The sequence below is a fragment of the Synechococcus sp. CCAP 1479/9 genome (assembly GCF_019038535.1).
In the GTDB taxonomy this organism is placed as follows: Bacteria; Cyanobacteriota; Cyanobacteriia; order PCC-6307; family Cyanobiaceae; genus Cyanobium.
This window is the reverse complement of the sequence record NZ_JAFKRK010000034.1, coordinates 1-16,906: the sequence shown is the minus strand read 5'-3', so window position 1 is coordinate 16,906 and position 16,906 is coordinate 1. Positions and strand designations below refer to the sequence as shown.

Here is a 16,906-nt window from a genome sequence, read left to right as displayed (position 1 = left end):
GCCGCCGACCTGATGCAGGTCCCCAGCGGCGAGACCAGCCTGCGCCTGGCACCGGCCCTGGTCGACGGTGCACCCCTGGCGGCCTGACGCCCCCTGCCTTCTGCTTTCTCCCTTCTCCTTCCTTTCCCTTCGCCCCCATGGCCCCCTCCCTCGGCAGCCTTCCCGACGTCCCCGCTCCGATCAGCGCCCGCGGTCCCCAGCCCCAGGCGAAGAAGAAGGGCTGCCGCCAGAAGAAATGCTCCAAATGGAAAGGCGGCAAGTGCTGCTGCGGCCGCGACTGAGGTCGTGCGGAACCCTGGGCTCCGGTCCGGCCGGGGCCCGCTTCAGTCGCCCGGGCCCTGGCGTTCGAGGCTCGGCATCAGGGCGATCGAGGCGGCCAGCCCCAGCGCCAGGATCAGCAGTGCCGGAATCAGGGCCGCCCCCACCCGTTCGTCACTGGCGTACTGATAGACACGCACCGAAAGGGTGTCGAAGTCGAAGGGACGCAGGGAGAAGGTGAGGGGAAGCTCCTTCACCACGTCGACGAAGACGAGCAGCGCCCCCACCAGCAGCGGACCACGCAGCAGGGGCAGGTGGATGCGGCGCAGCACCGCCAGCCAGCCGCAGCCCAGGCTGGTGGCCGATTCGTCCAGGCTGGGGGGAATGTGCTCGAACGAGGCGTCGAGTCCCTGCTTGGAAACGGCCATGAAGCGGTCGGCGTAGCCCCAGAGCAGCAGCAGCAGGGGGCTGAGCTGCAGCGGCCCGCCGATCAGCATCAGGGCCAGGGCCAGCACGGTGCCCGGCACGGCGTAGCCCATGCCGGCGAAGAAGGTGAGCCGGCCCAGCAGCCGGTCGGCCAGCCAGCGGCGGCTGATGGCCAGCACCAGGGCCGCCGCCACGGTGACCACGGTGGCGACGAGGGCCAGCCCCAGGCTGCGCAGCGCCAGGGCCAGCAGATCCTCGAGCGGATCGCTCTGCAGGTGGTCGCGGCTCGCCACCAGCCAGGTGAGGGGAAGCCCCAGGCTCACCAGGGGCGGCAGCACGGAGAGCAGCTGGGCCAGCAGGCGGCGCCATCCCTGCAGCGGCCACTGCAACGCGCCGACACCGTCCTGGCCGACGTTCCAGCGGCGGCTGCGCTGGCGCATCCAGCGTTCGGCCCCCACCAGCAGGCTGACCAGCACCAGGGCGATCAGGGCCAGTCCCACCGCCCCCGGCAGGTCGCCCTCCGCCTGCCAGCGCTGCAGGATCCCCCGCGAGAGGGTGGGCACCCCCAGCAGCTCCACGGCGCCGAGTTCATTGACCACCTCCATGCCGCCGAGGGCGACACCGGCGCCGATGGAGGGCAGCGCCAGGGGCAGGGCGACCCGCCGGAAGCTGCCCCAGGGGCCCACCCCCAGGCTGCGGCAGGCCTCCAGCTGGCGCTGCCCACTGCCCGAGAAACTCTCCGTGGAGAGCAGGAAGACGTAGCTGTAGGTGGTGAGGCTCAGCAGCAGCACGGCCCAGCCGATGCCGTGCACGCGGAAGCCCCAGCGGCTGCCGAGGTCAACCAGCACGGCGGCGAGCACGAAGGCCGGAGCCGCCAGGGGCAGCACCTGGGCCAGCCGCAGCCAGCGGCGTCCAGGGAAGCGGCAGCAGGCGGTGAGCCAGCCGTTGGCGGTGCCGAGCAGGGCCGCGATCAGGCCGACGCCCAGCACCAGCACCAGGGTGTTGCTCAGCTGCTCCAGGCCTTCGGCCCCCAGCCAGAGGCCGCCGGAGCCGGCATCGCGAAGGGCGAAGCCGGCCAGGGCCAGGAACGGCAGCACCGCCAGGGCGCAGACCAGCAGGACGGCCGCCGCGAGGGAAGCCCGCCGCATCGGCGGAGCTGTCCGGGGGGCTGGTGCCCGCTCCGCCGTTGCCGCTGTCGCCATCCGGTGTCCTATTTCCAGCCGTTCGATTCCATCATCCGGGTGGCCGCCCGGCTCCTGGATCCGATCTGCTCCACCGAGACGCCATCGGCCCGGAAGCTGCCGAACCGCTTCAGGATCGGGTTATCCCCGAAGCCCTTGAGCGGGTATTCGTTGTTGGCTTCGGCGTAGCCGCGGCCGCCGGTGGGGGAGGCCAGGAACTCGATCAGCCGGGTCGCCGCCTGGGGATTTTTGGCGTGGAGGGTGACGCCGGCGCCGGTGATGTTGACGTGGGAGGGATTGAGATAGACCACCTTCAGGCGTTCGGCCAGCTGCTTGTCCTGGGCGCCGCCTTCGCCGGAGAGCATGCGGGCGATGTAGTAGGTGTTCACCACCCCCACGCCGCACTCGCCCCGGGCGACGGCCCGGGCCAGGGGGGTGTCGGAGGTGAAGAAGGGCTGGCTGACGTTGGCCACCATGCCGCGGATCCAGGTGCGGGTGGCGGCATCACCCCGCAGGATCATCTGGCTGGCCACCAGGGACTGGTTGTAGGGACTCTTGCGCTCCCGCAGGCAGAGCTTGCCCTTGAGGGCCGGCTTGGCCAGATCGGCGTAGGTGCGGATCGTGGCGGGATTCACCAGCTTCGGGTTGACCACCACGGCCCGCACCCGGCGGGTGAGGCCGTACCAGCGGCCCTGGGAATCCCGCAGGTTGGCGGGCACGTCCCGCTGCAGGGCCGCTGAACGGACGGGGCGGAACAGGCCCTGGTCGGTGGCGGCGTCGAGGCGGGCGGCATCGACCAGGACGAGCACATCGGCGGGGCTGTTCTTGCCCTCACTCTTGAGTCGCTCCAGCAGGGCGTCATCCTTGGCTTCCAGCACGTTCACCTTGATGCCGGTGCGGGCGGTGAACTGGCGGTAGAGCTCCTTGTCGGTGTTGTAGTGGCGACCGGAGTAGACCCCGATGGTGGTGCCGGCCTGGGCGACGGCGGGAGCCTGGGCCTGCGACTGGCCGATGGCCGGCAAAGATCCGCTGCCGAAGACGGCGAGCAGGGCGGCGGCCAGGGCCGCGGATCCGCCGACAGGCAGAAGGAGGCGACGACGGGCGAGCCTGGGGGTGGGCATCGGGAAGAACGGGTGTCTTCCCGGACCCTATGAAGGCTCCGAAGGGATGGTCGGAACAAACGACGCGAAGCCAGGTATCAATGCTTACTACCCAGGGGCAGGATCCGGGACGGCGATTCAGTAGGAGCTGGAGCGGCGCACGGGGATGAGGGCGGGCTGCATCAGGCCGCCGCCGCCGTTGTCGTCGTCGGAATCCATCGCCATCCACAGCACCAGACCGAGAAGGGCGAGAACGCCCGTCATCAGGAGGAACTCGGTCATGGGAGCAGTACGTAGAGCGTCACCCTAGCGGCGCCAGCCGGTGGTTCCGTAGTGGATGCAGCACAACGGGACGGCGGTTTGCCGATCAGGCGAAGCCCTTGCCGGACGCGCCGGCCACGCACGCCTGGAGCTGCTGGCGCAGGCGCTGGTGGTCGAGATCCTTGCCGATCAGCACCAGCTGGTTCTTGCGCTCCCCCGGCCAGTCGCTGTCGTCGATGGAGAAGCGTTTGCCGGCCAGGTGGAACACGTGGCGGCGCTCGCTTTCGTTGAACCAGAGGATGCCCTTGGCCCGGAAGACCCCCGCCGGCATCTGGTTGTCGAGGAAGTTCTGGAACTTGCGCAGGGAGAGGGGGCCGTCGCTGCTGAAGGACAGGGAGGTGAACCCCTCGATGGCCTGGTGGTCGGCATGGCCGCCATGGTCATGGGCGTGATCGTGGCCATGGTGATGGCCGTGATCGTGATCGTGGGAGTGGCCGTGGTCATGGCTGGCTGCGGCCGGTTCGTGCTCGCAGTGGCCGTGGTCGTGGTCGCAGTGGCTGTGGTCCTCGGCGCCATGGTCGTGGCCGTGGTGATCGCCGGCGGCGGGGGCCTGCTGCTGGGCCACCACCTTGTCGCTCTCGAACAGGCCCACGCTCAGCAGCAGGGGCAGGGGCACTTCGCCCTTCACCGAGCGCAGGATACGGGCCTCGCTCTTGATCGCCCGCAGCTCGGCCTCCAGCCGCTCCAGCCGCTCCTCGCTGACCAGGTCGCACTTGTTGAGCAGGATCATGTCGCCGTAGACGATCTGGGAGCGGCCCACCTCCCCCTGCAGCGTCTCGGCGCCGAAGTTCTCCGCGTCCACCAGGGTGATGATCGAATCCAGCCGGGTGAGGTCGCGCAGGTCGCTGCCGAGGAAGGTCATGGCCACGGGCAGCGGATCGGCCAGGCCCGTGGTCTCGACCACCAGGTAGTCGACGGGGTCGGGGCGCTCCAGCACCCGGTAGACGGCCTCCAGCAGTTCGCCGTTGATCGAGCAGCAGATGCAGCCGTTGCTCAGCTCCACCATGTCGTCGCCGGTGGCGACGATCAGCTCGTTGTCGATGCCGATCTCGCCGAACTCATTGACCAGCACGGCGGTCTTGACGCCCTCCTGGTTGCTGAGGATGTGGTTGAGCAGGGTGGTCTTACCTGCTCCGAGGAAGCCCGTGAGGATCGTCACCGGCACGGAGATCGGCCGGGCCTCGGCGGCCGCACCCGGGGTCGGGGCGTCCAGTTTCGTGCTGGTCATGGCCGGAAGGGGAACCGCTGCGGTGATTCTGCCGGCGCGCTCACCCCACCAGTGCGGCCGCGGCTGCTGGAATGGCAATCTCCGAACCTGGTCCATGAACCCCAGCGAAGCGTTCGCCGCCATCGGCCTTGCCGCGGTGGCCTGCGATGGCGCCCTCGACGGTGACGAGGCCGCCCTGCTCCGCCAGCAGCTGGAGCTGCGCTCGCCCTACGGCAACCTCGGCGAAGCGGTGATGGGGGCGATGTTCGACGGCCTGCTGGGGCGCCTGCGCAACGGCGGTTGGGAACAGCTGCTGGTGGAGGCCGCGCCGGTGCTGAGCGAACCCCAGCAGGAGACGGCCTATGCGATGGCGGCCCTGCTGGTGTACGCCAACCGCAGCCTCAAGCCGGTGGAGCAGGCGATGCTGCAGCGGCTGGGGGAACTGATCAACGTGCCGGCGGAGCGCTGCAGCCAGATCCTCGATGTGATGGCGGTGCTGCACCGCGACAGCCTCAGGGCCTGACCGGCCGGCCTCAGGACCGGGTGCCCCGGCAGCGGCCGCACAGCCCGAAGAACTCCAGGGTGTGGTACATCGGCAGGAAGTCGCCCAGGTCCTCCCCCGGCAGGTGCAGGCCGTGCACCGGGCACTGGGGCAGCACCATGGTGGTGCCGCAGTCGACGCAGGTGAGGTGGTGCTCGTCCCGCTCGGTCGGGGCGTAGAGGGCTTCGCCGCTGGGCAGGTGGCGGCAGCGCACCAGGCCCCGCTGCTGCAGCTGGCGCAGGTGGCGGTAGACGGTGGCCAGGCCCATGGCGGAGGGGCCGCCCCGCAGCCGGGCGTGGAGGTCCTGGCCGCTCAGTTCGCCGTCGGCGTCGCGCAGTTCCGCCAGCAGGGAGGCCTGGCGCGGCGGCAGATCGGGGGCGGAGGTGGCCTGCATGGTTCCGTTTCTACCCTGCCGGCAGCCAGATGGCCTGGAGGGCCTCCTGGGGCAGGGGCTGGAGGGTCAGGCTGGAGGCCTCGATCAGCACCGCGCGGGGGGGCGCCGGCGGTGCCCCGCGCAGCTCCCCCAGGGGGCGGAGCACCAGCGCCAGCCGGTCGCTGGTGGGGTCATAGCTGAGGCCGGTGCCGGGTTCGAGCTCCCAGCCGGCCAGGCGCCGCGAGGCCAGCACGGTGCCGCGCCGGTCGAGGGTCACCAGGGTGAGGACGGGGCGGCCCACCCCTTCGATCAGCAGGGCCCAGATCCGTTCGCCGCCGCGGCTGCAGGCCGTGGCCGCCAGGGCCTGGGGGCCGAGCCAGAGCTGGCGGGGGGCCACGCCCGGTTCCACCAACTCCAGGGAGCGGCGGAAATCGGGCCAGTGGCGCACCAGCAGGGCCCGCCCCGCCCGGGGACAGAAGCTGCTCAGGTCGCGGCTGCCGGGCAGGGTCTGGCGGCGGGGCGGACGGGGGGGCAGGTCGCGCAGGCTGAGGCCATCGATCTCGGGCACCACCAGGGCGCCCCCCTCGGGCAGCAGCCGCACGGCGCCGCTGGCCTCCAGCGGCAGCACCCGGGGGCCGCCCCGGGCCGGCCAGAGGCTGATGCTCACCTGGTCGGGCTGCTCACCGCCGGCCTGCACCAGCAGGTCGCCGCGGCGGTTGCCGCTGATGTGGGCGAAGACCATCTCGCCGGCGCCGATGGCCTCGGGGGCACCGGCCTGCACGGGGGACGCTGACGCCGGGCGCCCGCGGCCCAGGGGGCGCAGGGGCTGCTGGCGCAGCGGCAGCCGCCACACCCGGAAGCGGCCGGTCTCGGAGCGCGACACCACGGCCACGGCCTCGCCACCGCCGAGCGGTTCGACCATGGTGATGCGCGGCCAGACCGGCGAGATCGGCCGCCAGCGGCCGTCGTGCTCCCGCACCCGCAGCTGCTCGCCGCTGGCCACCGGCACCACCGCCAGCAGCCGGGGGCGCGGATCCCACTGCCAGCGCTGGGGGGCCAGGGCCAGGCCGCGGCGATCGCGGCCGGCCAGCTCCAGCTGCAGGGGGGAGCTGATCCGCTGGTCGGGGGAGAGGTTCAGCAGCAGGGTGTCGCCATCGCCGAGCCAGCGGTGGGCCAGGGGCGGGCTGAGGGTGCTGGCGGCCTGGAGGCTGGCCGGGTCCATGGGCCGGCTGAAGCGGGCCTGCAGGGCGGCCGGGCCGGAGCTGGCGGCCACCGGCGTGAGCCGCTCAAGCCGGGGCGGGTGGTTCAGCAGCAGCTGCTGCTGGACGAGGGCCAGCAGAGCGGCCAGGGCCAGGGTGAGCGGCAGGGGGCCGGCCCAGGGGAGGCGGGAGAGCGGGCTCATGGTTCCAGGGGCCGGGCGGGCCGGGGGATCGGCCGGATGCGGCTGGGGACCACCTCCAGCCGCTCGCCGCCGCCGGGGGCGGGCCTGAGGCCCATCACCCCGTCGATGGCCAGCCACTGGTCGGCGGGGAAGGGGGCCTGGCCGGCGGGCCAGTGGACGGGCAGCCCCACCGGGGAGGCATCGGCCAGGCAGCAGCGCACCAGCAGCCGGGCCAGCTGGGGCGATTCGCCCTCCATCGGCAGCACGAAGCCGCTGATGCGCACCGGATCGCCGGCGAACAGCTTGGGATCGGGCTGGCTGCGCAGCAGCCGCACCCAGTCGGTGAGGCTGCGCTGGGCGGGCGGCAACACGAAGCTGAGCTCGCTTTCGGCGGTCTCGTCGCGGGGGCGCTGGCCGGCCAGGTCGGCGAAGGAGGGGGCCGGCGGCAGCAGCAGCACCAGCAGGGCGATGGCGGCGGTGAGCAGCAGGGTGCGGGCCTGGCGCCGGTCGCCCCGCTCCTGCCGGCCGGGCCCGAAGGCGAGGCGCAGCTGCAGCAGGGCGACGAGCAGCAGCAGCAGGCCGGCCAGGGCCACCAGGGGATGGAACACGGCCCGCAGGAGGAGGTCGAGGCGGCCGTCGACGCAGCTGTAAAGCATCACCAGGGCCCAGAGGCCGAGGCTGGCGGCGCGCCAGAGGGCGGCCCGCTGCAGGAGGGGGGGAGTCATAGGCGCCACAGGTTCACCCACTGGCCGATCAGGAGCACCATCAGGGCGGCCCCGGCGGTGGTGAGCACCAGGCCGCGGGGGCGGAACAGCAGCCCGAGCAGGCTGACGAGTTTGAGGTCGATCACCGGGCCCAGGAGCAGGAAGGCAAGCAGGGCCCCGGGGGTGACCTGGGCGGCGAAGCTGAGGGCCAGGAACGCATCCACGCTCGAGCACACCGACACCACCAGGGCCAGCAGCATCAGGGCCAGGATCGAGAGGGTGGGGGCGCCGCCCACCGCCAGCAGCCAGCTGCGGGGCACGAAGGATTGCACCAGGGCGGCGATGACGCTGCCCATCACCAGCAGCAGGGCCAGGTAGAGGAACTCCTGGCTGGCGTGCTTCATCAGCTCGGCCAGGGGCGGCCGCACCGGGGCGGTCTCGGCGCTGAGGGCCGACGGTGGCGGGGCGCCCACCAGGCCGCTGGAGCGCTCCAGCAACCCCAGCGCCGCCAGGGGCTGGTGCAGGCGCCGTTCGGCCAGCAGGTCGGCCTGCAGCAGCTGGGGCTCGCCCACCAGGCCCAGCAGCAGGGCCAGGCCCACGGCCACCACCACGGCGCCGAGGGGCCGGGCCAGCAGCAGCCAGGGCTGGTCTGGGAAGGCGGCCCAGGTGCTGGCGATCACGATCGGGTTGAGCACGGGGGCGGCGAACAGGAAGCCGAGACCGGCGCCGAGGGGCGCGCCACCGCTCAGCATGCGGCGGGCCACCGGCACGTTGCCGCATTCGCAGGCGGGCAGGGCGAAACCGAGGGCGGCGCCGGTGAGGGGCCCCAGCACGGGGTGGGAGGGCAGCCGCCGCAGCCAGCGGCCCCCCGGGGCGAACCAGCGGGCGCCGGCGGAGATCAGCACGCCGATCAGCAGGAAGGGCAGCGCCTCGATCAGCAGCCCCTGGACCAGGGCCCAGGCGGTGGCCAGACGGGTGAGGATCACGGCGCCGGCCAGGGCTCCGGGGTGGTGGTGGTGCCCGCTTCGAACCACTCGGGGATGGCGGTGAAGCGGGCGGCGTTGGCCTCGTTCTCGCGGGCTTCCACCCGCCAGCAGCAGCTGCGGCCGCCGTCGCGGGGGCCGAGCAGTTCGTTGGCCCAGCCCCAGGCCAGCTCGGCACTGGCCTCCATGCCCACGTTGGCCATCACCCGCAGATCGAGGGCGCCCTGCTCATGCAGGGTCTGCCACTGGGCGAGGAGGGGGTCGTCGTGGTTGACCAGGAAGGTGTGGTCGAACTGCTGCTCGAGCCGGGCCCGCAGGGGCTGGAGGCTGGAGAAATCGACCACGAAGCCGTGGACGTCGAGGTGGTGGGCGGCGAACCAGAAGGTGAAGCTGCGGCTGTAGCCGTGCACGAAGCGGCAGTGGCCCGGGTGGCGCCACTGGCGGTGGCAGCAGGGGAAGCCGCCGTAGCTCTTGCTGCAGGTGTGGGCCGCGGGGGTGGACATGGGGGAGGATCACTGCAGCTGACGTCGCGTCCCTTGGGGGCTCCATCCGCCGCTTCCCCTGGATCCTGTCATCCGCCGTCGCCCGGTGGGGGGGCGGAGCTGGCTGGGCCAGAGCTGATCGCCACGCTGCGCTTCGACGGGGCGGGGCTTATCCCGGCGGTGGCCCAGGACTGGCTGGACGGGGCGGTGCTGATGGTGGCCTGGATGAACCGGGAGGCGATCGAGCGCAGCCTGGCCACGGGCGAGGTGCACTACTGGAGCCGCTCGCGGCAGGAGCTGTGGCACAAAGGGGCCACCAGCGGCCATTTCCAGAAGCTCAGGGGGCTCCGCTACGACTGCGACGCCGACGTGCTGCTGCTGACGATCGAGCAGGTGGGCCAGGTGGCCTGCCACACCGGTGCCCGCAGCTGCTTCTACGAGGAAGGCGAAACGGCCACCGCTGGAGGCCCCGAGGCCCTGCCGCCGCCGGCGGATGTCTGCACCGAGCTGGCGCGGGTGATCAACGGCCGCAGGGAGCGGCCTGAGCCCGGCAGCTACACGAACAAGCTGCTGGAGGGGGGCGACAACCGGATCCTCAAGAAGATCGGCGAGGAGAGCGCTGAATTCGTGATGGCCTGCAAGGACGACGACCCGGACGCGATCGCCGGTGAGGCGGCCGATCTGATTTTTCATATGCAGGTGGCCCTGGCCCACCACGGCGTCGACTGGCGCCGGGTGCAGGAGGTGCTGGCCGAGCGGCGCGGTGCGCCACGGCGCGAATGAGCCGGCTGCAGCGGGAACTGGCCTGCCGCCGGCGGCTGGGCGATGGATCGGGCGAACGCTGGCTGTGGGCCCTGGGATCGAGCCTGCCCTGGGTGGGGCTGGCGGTGCTGCTGCTGCACGCCCTGACGCGCCGCACGATCACACCGTTTCTCTATGGCCTGACGGCCCTGGGGGCGGTGGGCTTCCTGGTGCTGACGCTGGGGGGCCTGCCGGACGACCTGGCCAGCCGCAACCGACTGCCGTCGGGCACGGTGCCGGCGGCGATCACGCTGATCTGCGTGGCGGCGTTTGCCTTCGGGCACCGGCAGGGGCAGGAGAAGGCGGCGGTGGAGGCGCGGAAGTGGTTGGAGTTGGATGGTTAGGGCTGAGGGGCCTCCTCTGCGTTGCTTAACCTGCCAGCACTAGGCACAGCTGAGCCTGATTCCGCTCAATGCGGCGATCACGGCAAGTCTGCGACCGTGCTTCAGGTGCTGGATCCCATACTGGAGAAGTCCCTCCTCGGTGAGGAGGGCTTTGAGGCAGCTATGGATAAGGCTTACGGCATGGGTTGGTAGGTCGCACCAAAACCCTTAGCGGTCACATACCCCCTTGTCACTGCTCAATCTGCTCAGAGACAAGCCGAAGGCAGACATCAGGGACCAACGCGATCGACCACCATCACTCCGTTGCCTCCTGTGCCTTCCCGATGGACTTGAAAGATGAAGATCTGACCACTGTTGCGGGTGATGCCCTCAAGTCCCCGAATATCGCCACGGGTGAATTCAAGCCGTGAGTAGGCACCATTTTGAAAGTTGCCAACAACGCGCCCCGCGTCACGAATGAAGAGAGTTGTTGGCTCCCCGTCCCGCCACCCTCGATCGCTCCAGGCACAGAAGCCCGGGCTCAACCCGGCTGCAGCGGGTACACTGCTGGGTCGGAAGAACACACTGGCGGTGTTGAGTCCGCTGAGGAGTCCAACGGACAACCTCATGGTCGATCCTGCCTTGCATGTCAACGGAAAACTTTGCGCTAACGCATCAGCTGGCAAAACCAAACAAGCTGCCATAGCGGAGGCGGCAATGCCAACGCGCCATAGCAAGTTGGCACCGGCAGGTCGATGGATGTTCATGATTCCTTGAGAGAAAATGGATGACATGGCTCGAGATCAGGTGAAAATCTACCTAGCATGAATGACGATCCATTGGGATCGCCTTTGCAGCGAGACTCCCCCACCTCAAGAATTGCCCGACTCTTTGTCTGACTAAATCTAGCCCTGCATTGCATCCTTGGCAAGTTGAGGAATATGAAGATTCCAGGCTCACTTGAAAAGCGAGGCTCCAACTGCCACTTAGGCATGGCGCGGCTGATCCTGGATTGGAAATCTGGTGCACCTGAAGTTCGCGGAAGTTCGGAACTGTTGGTCACGGTTTGAAAAACCCAGTTGCATTCTTCGCCTACACCTGACATAACAGCTACTGCACGCAGCCCAGCTCCGCGCTCTAAACAGGTAACTGAAACATAGACATTCTGATCGATTGAGGTCTCCAATTTCGTCAGAACCAACTCGGACATTTGAGAAGGAGCGCCCGGCTCCGTTCTGCGCTTCCCTCAAGCAACCTGGATGGGCTTGTTGCGTCGTGATGACCTTGATCCACCACAGTGATGTCGCATTCGCAGTGTTCGCAGTAAACGCGGCAATCGCAAGCAGACCGGAAAAGAGGAAATCATGTAGGAAGCATGCAAAACCTCTTGGATAGAGCTATCTGAATAGATCAGATTATCTAGGGTGATGCAATGCTGTTGATTGGAGAAGATTCATGGTAGGATTCGGTTGTCTGGCCGAATAAGGATAAGTTCAAATTCGCTAAGGCGATAGAGCTGGTGGAGCCACTACGCCTGCGGAAGGCTTGTTTAGTGGATACGATGTGTATGGTAAGCAAAAGAAATGCTCTGGCAATCAGTCGTTTCCATCACTTCAGAATCAAGATCGGTCTCTGGACGAGACAAGAAACCATTGGACACGATGTATCAGCAGATGCCTTCGCTTCGGTGCTGCTGCAGCACGCCCGTACGGCCCCACGATCACGCCGTTTCTCTATGGCCTGACGGCGCTGGGGGCGGTGGGCTTCCTGGTGCTGACGCTGGGGGGCCTGCCGGACGACCTGGCCAACCGCAACCGGCTGCCATCGGGCACGGTGCCGGCGGCGATCACGCTGATCTGCGTGGCGGCGTTTGCCTTCGGGCACCGGCAGGGTCAGGAGAAGGCGGCGGTGGAGGCGCGGAAGTGGTTGGAGCTGGATGGGTGAGGGGGGATGGCTGGGGATCGGAACTGCGACGGCTCAACGACGGCTCAGCACTCGGCAATGCGTCTTCAGGGAGCCCCAGTTGTCTGCGGATGAGGTTCAGGCTGTTAAGGGCACGGTCGAGATCTTTTTGAAAGGCAGGATCTTTTGATACAAGTTGGCGGTCGATCTCCACGGCTTCGACGGTGGGTGGAAGCGCTTCTGAAGGGCGTCCGAGCTCACTGAGAGCGATGCCCTGATTGAGAAGGGAACGGGCTAATTCTCCCAGGTAGTCGGAATCCTTCACCACCAGTTGGCGGTAGACCATTACCGATTCGAGGAAGAAAGGGAGCGCTTTCGAAGGATGTCCCAGATCTCTGTGGATGTGGCTCAACTGATCAGGAGCATCCCCCAGACTGTCCTGCATGGCGGGGTCACTACTGGCCTGTCTGCAGACGATCTGGAGCATTTCCAGACTCAATGGCAGGGCCTCTGGGGGACGTCCGAGTTCGTGCTAGTACTCGACAAGGCTGTCGAGGGTGACGGCCAGATCGCTGAGGGAGGCAGGATTGGCTGAAGCCAAGCTTCTGCGAATTTCCATGGCCTCCAGAAATGGCGGTAGAGCGTCTTCGCGTCGGCCGAGGTCGCCGTAGCGGTCTCCCAGATCATTCAGGGCATGGGCCAGGTTGGTCACCTCCTCGGGATTCCTGATACCCAGTGATCAGCGGATTGTTACCGACTCGAGGGTGGGTGGAAGCATCTCCTTGCTGCGCCCTATGGCTGCTTAGAGAGGGGCTACCAGTCTCAGGGACGCCGCCAGATCAGCTGTGGCATCGCTGCTGATTCCCTCCAGACTCCGGCGCAGCTTCACGGCTTCCTCGGCTGGGCCAAGCGCCTCGACGAACCGGCTGTTGATCCAGAGAAGCCGCCCGTAAGCATGGAGGATTCGGGCCGTGGTGGTGTCGTCCTGCTGGGGATTCGCCCGCAGCCAGTCCACCACCTTCTGCTGCAGGTCAGGGCTTCACCGTCGGCTCCCTTGTCTTCCAGTGCCATGGCCTGGCGGATCCAGCCGCTCACCTGCGGCGGTACCTGGTTGTCTGTTCGTGGCGTTGCCTGGGGACTCCAGGTGTCGCCCGCACCAGCGGGAAACCGCTGGGCGACGGCCATCGCGGGCACGGGTGCCCCGATGGCATGGCCTCGGAGCAGGGCAACCGCTGGAAGGCTTCGGCTGAACCACGGACTCACCACGGCAAGCACGGCGGTTTGATTTCAAGCTAGGCAGCGGGGCTTTGGCCGCTGAAGACGGGTGAAGGTTTGTCTCTTTGGCTCTGGAGGCTTCAGCGACTGGGCTCGGGCGCCCAGGTCCCAGCCATGCATGAGCCTCGGGGACCTGCCGCTCACCATGGCACCTTTCTCGCCACCAAAGGTGGTACCCAGGTCATTGGCTGCAGCCTCGACAACGGTCTGGATCGCGACGCAGCGCTGAGACCAGGACGTGTCCTGAATGGCCTTGCAGCGCTGATCCAGGACTTGGTGCCCCATTGTCAGCCTTGTGCCTTGACGCCTGACGACCCTCCTAGTGCAGTAGATGCCGCCCTGGCTGGACAGGCATCGTTGAAGTGCTCTGACTTCTCCCACGACGGCCTACCGAAGCACTGACGCGTGGAGCCATGGACCCCATGACCGCCGCCGGGAAGCCTGGAACAGGACTTGCACGCGCTCGACGTTTTGTCAGTGCTGGCCGATCCCACTGTCCATCGTTAGGTTCTCAACGTGCAGCTCCTGATGTCCAGGAAGTCGCGTGATGGCAACTCCACCAACGCGGATCATGGCTTCCAACCGTTGTGTCCCACAGTGTTTGAGGCAACCCAGATGGGCTTCGTGAATGAAGTGGTCTCGGATGAAGACATTGCCCGATACAACCTGCCGTTCAAGCCCGGTGATGGTCGTTACTGGACGAGGGATAGGGAGCTGGATTGTTACTTGTGGGGGGGGATTATTGAAAACTTTTCTAGGGAATACATCCCTGAAGGAAGATTCTGGCTGTTTATGCGAGATACGATGCTGGACATATCGCTAAATGTCGAAATTGTCTCTATCGGATCGCAGGTGAATGCTCCGAAGATAGTGTGGAAAGAAGTCTCTCATATTCAGCCTAGTGATCTTGGAGGCCTGGATATGCATGAAGTCTTGTCTGTTCTCCGTAGTGCCTTAGCCGTGTTTGGGCTTGATGGCGAGGAGACTCGACCACCTCATGAGTCAGTTGCAATGATTCAGTTCTAGCACTTAGTCACTTTATATCCGCATCTTGGAATCATGAAGCTTACTGCTGAGCAGGCCAACCTTCTGCTGGACACAATTGAAACTAAGGAGCAGCTTCTAGAGCTAATTGAGAGAGTCGATCACCGGGTTCAAGGGTCTGTTACGGTCCTTTATAGTGGAGTTACGGGAAGATATTCTTCCGTCGGTGAGAAGATCGTGCACTCTGGCGCGATGGCGGAGGCACTGCACGAATCTGGCAATGACGTCCGTACTATTGATCAGTCTGAGGTCGGGAAGTTTATGAATATGACAAGAAACTCGAGTAACTACAATAAAAAGTTTGTCGATAAACTGAAGCAGATATTCGGGGAGGACAAGGTTGGGCTTCAAGGCTTTATGGATGGGGAGGTCGTTGATGGTTTGCGCGTAAATAATGGAGTTTGGGACATGGTTTCGGCTCGTTATGTCGCAGATGCCGTTGGAGAGGTGGTGACTTTCACTGGAGGGGCGTCAGTAAGTCGAGTCTTCTTTCAGACTGAGCTCCCGCTCATTCTGAATAATCCAAGAGTGACAAGTATTGATGGAATACCAATTGAGGTATTTCATGGAATGGCCGTAGAGGATGCATTTAAGATAATCATTGCAGCGTCCGAAGTGAGGACTTCAAGGTTGAAGATTTCTGTGGACGAATATGGAGATCCTCTGCAGATCAATCAGCATTACGTCCTTGACGCCCGAGACTTCTTTGAAGACTCCAATGCGATCAATGGGAATGCCCCTCCCCCCGATACTCCGATGCGGTCGATGGCTGACTTCATTCCCCAGGAGAGGGTGGCTGCCCATCGTGAAGCGCTGAGAGAGATCCGAATAGCCCAGGACAACTTGGCTGTTCACTACAGGCAGGATCTTCTCAATCAGTCTCCTCAGACTCCATCGCGTTGGCTCAAGGCGATGGATCAACTGGGTCGCATCGCTGACGTCGTCAGCCTTGCGGCCGTCGCCCATGATGCCAAAGCAGCAATGGATGCGGGCGATCCGGACGCTGCACAGCGGATGATGACCCAATGGGCACTTGAGAATGCCGGGGCGATTCTTGCTGGTCGCCTGGCCTCACTGGCGGTGGCACCCCTGCTGGCTGCGGGCCCGCTGGGATGGTTGGCTGCAAGCGGCATCGTGCTGTCGGCCTCGATGCTTGGAAGTGCCTATTCCGACGAGGCTGCAGAGTTTGTGGTCGGGCACCTTGCCGATCTCTGGGAACGGGGACTGGGGGAATTGAGAAATCAGTTTCAAGCGGCGGAAAGAAACTATTCATGTCCCCTTGTTCTTGATCTTGACCGCAATGGAGTGATCACATCATCTGAGCATGGCTCTGCGATCCATTTTGATCATGACGGTAATGGATTTGCCGAACGGACGGGTTGGATCAGCCCGACGGATGGACTGCTTGTGCATGATCTTGATGGCAATGGTCTCATCGACCATGGAGGTGAGCTATTTGGCAATCACACATTGCTGCCGAATGGAACGAAAGCAGCCAATGGATTTGATGCTCTCAAGGCACTTGATGGAAATGGAGATCGCTGGATCGATCAACAAGATCCACTATGGTCGACGCTGAGTGTATGGATTGATCGAAACAGCAATGCGGTTGCCGATCAAGACGAGATCGTGAGCCTCAGCGAGGCAGGCTTGCTGCGTCTCGGTGTTGACTATGCAGCTTCAGATATGGTCGACTCTGAGGGTAACCGACACCTTCAGATCGGTCGGTTCCAGTCCTCTGACGGAACTCTTCAATCCATGCATGATGTCTGGTTTCAGGTCGATCAGGCACGAACCAGGTGGCTTCACCCTGTCTCTATTGATGCAGGCCTTTCTGTACTTCCAGATCTGAAAGGCATGGGTATGGTGCCTGACCTGCATCAAGCCATGGCTGCAGATCAATCCGGAGAGCTGCTTTTGCTTCTGGAAAGCTGGATCCAGGGCAACAGCGTACAGCGCGAGGCACTGATTGATCCATTGATCTTTCGTTGGGTCGGCGTGTCTTCTGAGCAGCTCAAGGCTGGCTGGGATGCGATCGATGGACGACTCGCAGTCATGGAGCGCCTGCTCGGTCAGCGCTTTCGCCAGGGCTGGACTGACCCTACGCCCATTGCTCCGGCGGTGCGGTTGCTTCATCAGGCCTATGTGGATTTCCGTCTTCAGTTGGAAGATCAGCTGATTCTCCAGACGGATGCAAGGCCGATCCTGCAACGGCTTGTGGCAGCAGATGGTGACATTCATTTGCAGCCATCGCAGCAGAGCCTTCAGTGGATCAGCAGCTATCTGGATGCAAGCTTCCTTCAGTCATCAGACTTCCTGGGACTGTATAAGCTGATTCGATCTTTTCGAGCCATCGGAGACTCTGGATCTCTGATTCTGGCAAAATTGCAGGACTCATTCATTTCCGATACAGCGAAAGGTAGCGTTTTCCAGCGGATTGCTTCAGGGCATCGCTTTCTTCAGGGATCATATGAATCCAACCACTTGTCTGGCACGGATGGTCAGGATTGGATCGAAGGCGGAGCGGGCGATGACCTGCTGCATGGCGGCGCGGGCCGTGACTGGCTGGTGTCGGGGAGCGGCAATGACAGCCTGAACGGTGGA

18 protein-coding genes are annotated in these 16,906 nt (G+C 65.6%); 7 read left to right on the top strand and 11 right to left on the bottom strand.

Going from position 1 to position 16,906, the window contains the following annotated elements; translation table 11 throughout:
• Positions 1-137 precede the first annotated feature (137 nt).
• Complete coding sequence (locus KUG38_RS14095) at positions 138-281, top strand: hypothetical protein (RefSeq protein ID WP_216922706.1); 144 nt, start codon at positions 138-140, stop codon at positions 279-281.
• A gap of 42 nt (positions 282-323) precedes the next feature.
• On the opposite strand, the gene KUG38_RS14090 is transcribed toward KUG38_RS14095, so the two are convergent.
• From KUG38_RS14090 to KUG38_RS14075, 4 genes are all read right to left on the bottom strand, one after another.
• A complete protein-coding gene (locus tag KUG38_RS14090) occupies positions 324-1,832 on the bottom strand; it encodes an ABC transporter permease (protein ID WP_216922709.1) in 1,509 nt (502 codons plus the stop codon).
• Between the two features lie 62 nt (positions 1,833-1,894).
• Positions 1,895-2,986 (bottom strand): extracellular solute-binding protein, encoded by a 1,092-nt coding sequence (locus KUG38_RS14085; protein ID WP_216922705.1) that lies wholly within the window; start codon positions 2,984-2,986, stop codon positions 1,895-1,897.
• A gap of 117 nt (positions 2,987-3,103) precedes the next feature.
• The gene (locus KUG38_RS14080; RefSeq protein ID WP_190612594.1) at positions 3,104-3,247 is read right to left on the bottom strand and encodes a hypothetical protein; all 144 of its coding nucleotides are present in this window, start codon (positions 3,245-3,247) and stop codon (positions 3,104-3,106) included.
• A gap of 85 nt (positions 3,248-3,332) precedes the next feature.
• A complete protein-coding gene (locus tag KUG38_RS14075) occupies positions 3,333-4,514 on the bottom strand; it encodes a CobW family GTP-binding protein (RefSeq protein WP_216922704.1) in 1,182 nt (393 codons plus the stop codon).
• Between the two features lie 94 nt (positions 4,515-4,608).
• On the opposite strand from KUG38_RS14075, the gene KUG38_RS14070 reads away from it, so the two are divergent.
• A complete protein-coding gene (locus KUG38_RS14070) occupies positions 4,609-5,016 on the top strand; it encodes a tellurite resistance TerB family protein (protein WP_216922703.1) in 408 nt (135 codons plus the stop codon).
• 10 nt (positions 5,017-5,026) lie between these two features.
• On the opposite strand, the gene KUG38_RS14065 is transcribed toward KUG38_RS14070, so the two are convergent.
• The 5 genes from KUG38_RS14065 to KUG38_RS14045 are packed head-to-tail and all read right to left on the bottom strand — an operon-like array spanning position 5,027 to position 8,978.
• Entirely contained in the window at positions 5,027-5,428 is a 402-nt protein-coding gene (locus KUG38_RS14065; protein WP_216922701.1) for a Fur family transcriptional regulator, read from the bottom strand.
• 10 nt (positions 5,429-5,438) lie between these two features.
• Entirely contained in the window at positions 5,439-6,809 is a 1,371-nt protein-coding gene (locus KUG38_RS14060; protein WP_216922700.1) for an Ig-like domain-containing domain, read from the bottom strand.
• Entirely contained in the window at positions 6,806-7,513 is a 708-nt protein-coding gene (locus tag KUG38_RS14055; protein ID WP_216922699.1) for a TIGR03943 family putative permease subunit, read from the bottom strand. Before KUG38_RS14055 ends, KUG38_RS14060 begins: the two co-directional genes overlap by 4 nt.
• The gene (locus KUG38_RS14050; RefSeq protein WP_216922708.1) at positions 7,510-8,478 is read right to left on the bottom strand and encodes a permease; all 969 of its coding nucleotides are present in this window, start codon (positions 8,476-8,478) and stop codon (positions 7,510-7,512) included. The genes KUG38_RS14055 and KUG38_RS14050 overlap by 4 nt, the downstream gene beginning before the upstream one ends.
• Positions 8,475-8,978 carry a 6-carboxytetrahydropterin synthase gene (locus KUG38_RS14045; RefSeq protein WP_216922698.1) on the bottom strand — a complete coding sequence of 168 codons (504 nt, stop codon included), beginning with the start codon at positions 8,976-8,978 and terminating at the stop codon, positions 8,475-8,477. The genes KUG38_RS14050 and KUG38_RS14045 overlap by 4 nt, the downstream gene beginning before the upstream one ends.
• A 99-nt stretch (positions 8,979-9,077) precedes the next feature.
• On the opposite strand from KUG38_RS14045, the gene hisIE reads away from it, so the two are divergent.
• Together hisIE and KUG38_RS14035 are read left to right on the top strand one after the other, a co-directional pair.
• Positions 9,078-9,740 carry a bifunctional phosphoribosyl-AMP cyclohydrolase/phosphoribosyl-ATP diphosphatase HisIE gene (gene hisIE, locus KUG38_RS14040; protein WP_216922707.1) on the top strand — a complete coding sequence of 221 codons (663 nt, stop codon included), beginning with the start codon at positions 9,078-9,080 and terminating at the stop codon, positions 9,738-9,740.
• The gene (locus tag KUG38_RS14035) at positions 9,737-10,102 is read left to right on the top strand and encodes a hypothetical protein (protein ID WP_216922697.1); all 366 of its coding nucleotides are present in this window, start codon (positions 9,737-9,739) and stop codon (positions 10,100-10,102) included. The genes hisIE and KUG38_RS14035 overlap by 4 nt, the downstream gene beginning before the upstream one ends.
• 269 nt (positions 10,103-10,371) lie before the next feature.
• On the opposite strand, the gene KUG38_RS14030 is transcribed toward KUG38_RS14035, so the two are convergent.
• The gene (locus KUG38_RS14030) at positions 10,372-10,875 is read right to left on the bottom strand and encodes a hypothetical protein (RefSeq protein ID WP_216922696.1); all 504 of its coding nucleotides are present in this window, start codon (positions 10,873-10,875) and stop codon (positions 10,372-10,374) included.
• 964 nt (positions 10,876-11,839) lie between these two features.
• Between KUG38_RS14030 and KUG38_RS16990 the strand changes: the two genes are divergently transcribed.
• Positions 11,840-12,025: a hypothetical protein gene (locus tag KUG38_RS16990; RefSeq protein ID WP_286196062.1), complete on the top strand. Its 186-nt coding sequence runs from the start codon at positions 11,840-11,842 to the stop codon at positions 12,023-12,025.
• A gap of 490 nt (positions 12,026-12,515) precedes the next feature.
• Here KUG38_RS16990 and KUG38_RS14020 read toward each other — a convergent pair whose 3' ends face one another.
• The gene (locus tag KUG38_RS14020) at positions 12,516-12,695 is read right to left on the bottom strand and encodes a tetratricopeptide repeat protein (protein ID WP_216922694.1); all 180 of its coding nucleotides are present in this window, start codon (positions 12,693-12,695) and stop codon (positions 12,516-12,518) included.
• A 1,178-nt stretch (positions 12,696-13,873) separates the two neighbouring features.
• On the opposite strand from KUG38_RS14020, the gene KUG38_RS14015 reads away from it, so the two are divergent.
• Both KUG38_RS14015 and KUG38_RS14010 read left to right on the top strand, forming a co-directional pair.
• Positions 13,874-14,284, top strand: coding sequence for a hypothetical protein (locus KUG38_RS14015; protein WP_216922693.1), 411 nt, complete (start codon positions 13,874-13,876; stop codon positions 14,282-14,284).
• Positions 14,285-14,317: 33 nt separating this feature from the next.
• On the top strand, positions 14,318-16,906 hold a 2,589-nt coding region (locus tag KUG38_RS14010; protein WP_502988704.1), incomplete at its 3' end, for a calcium-binding protein.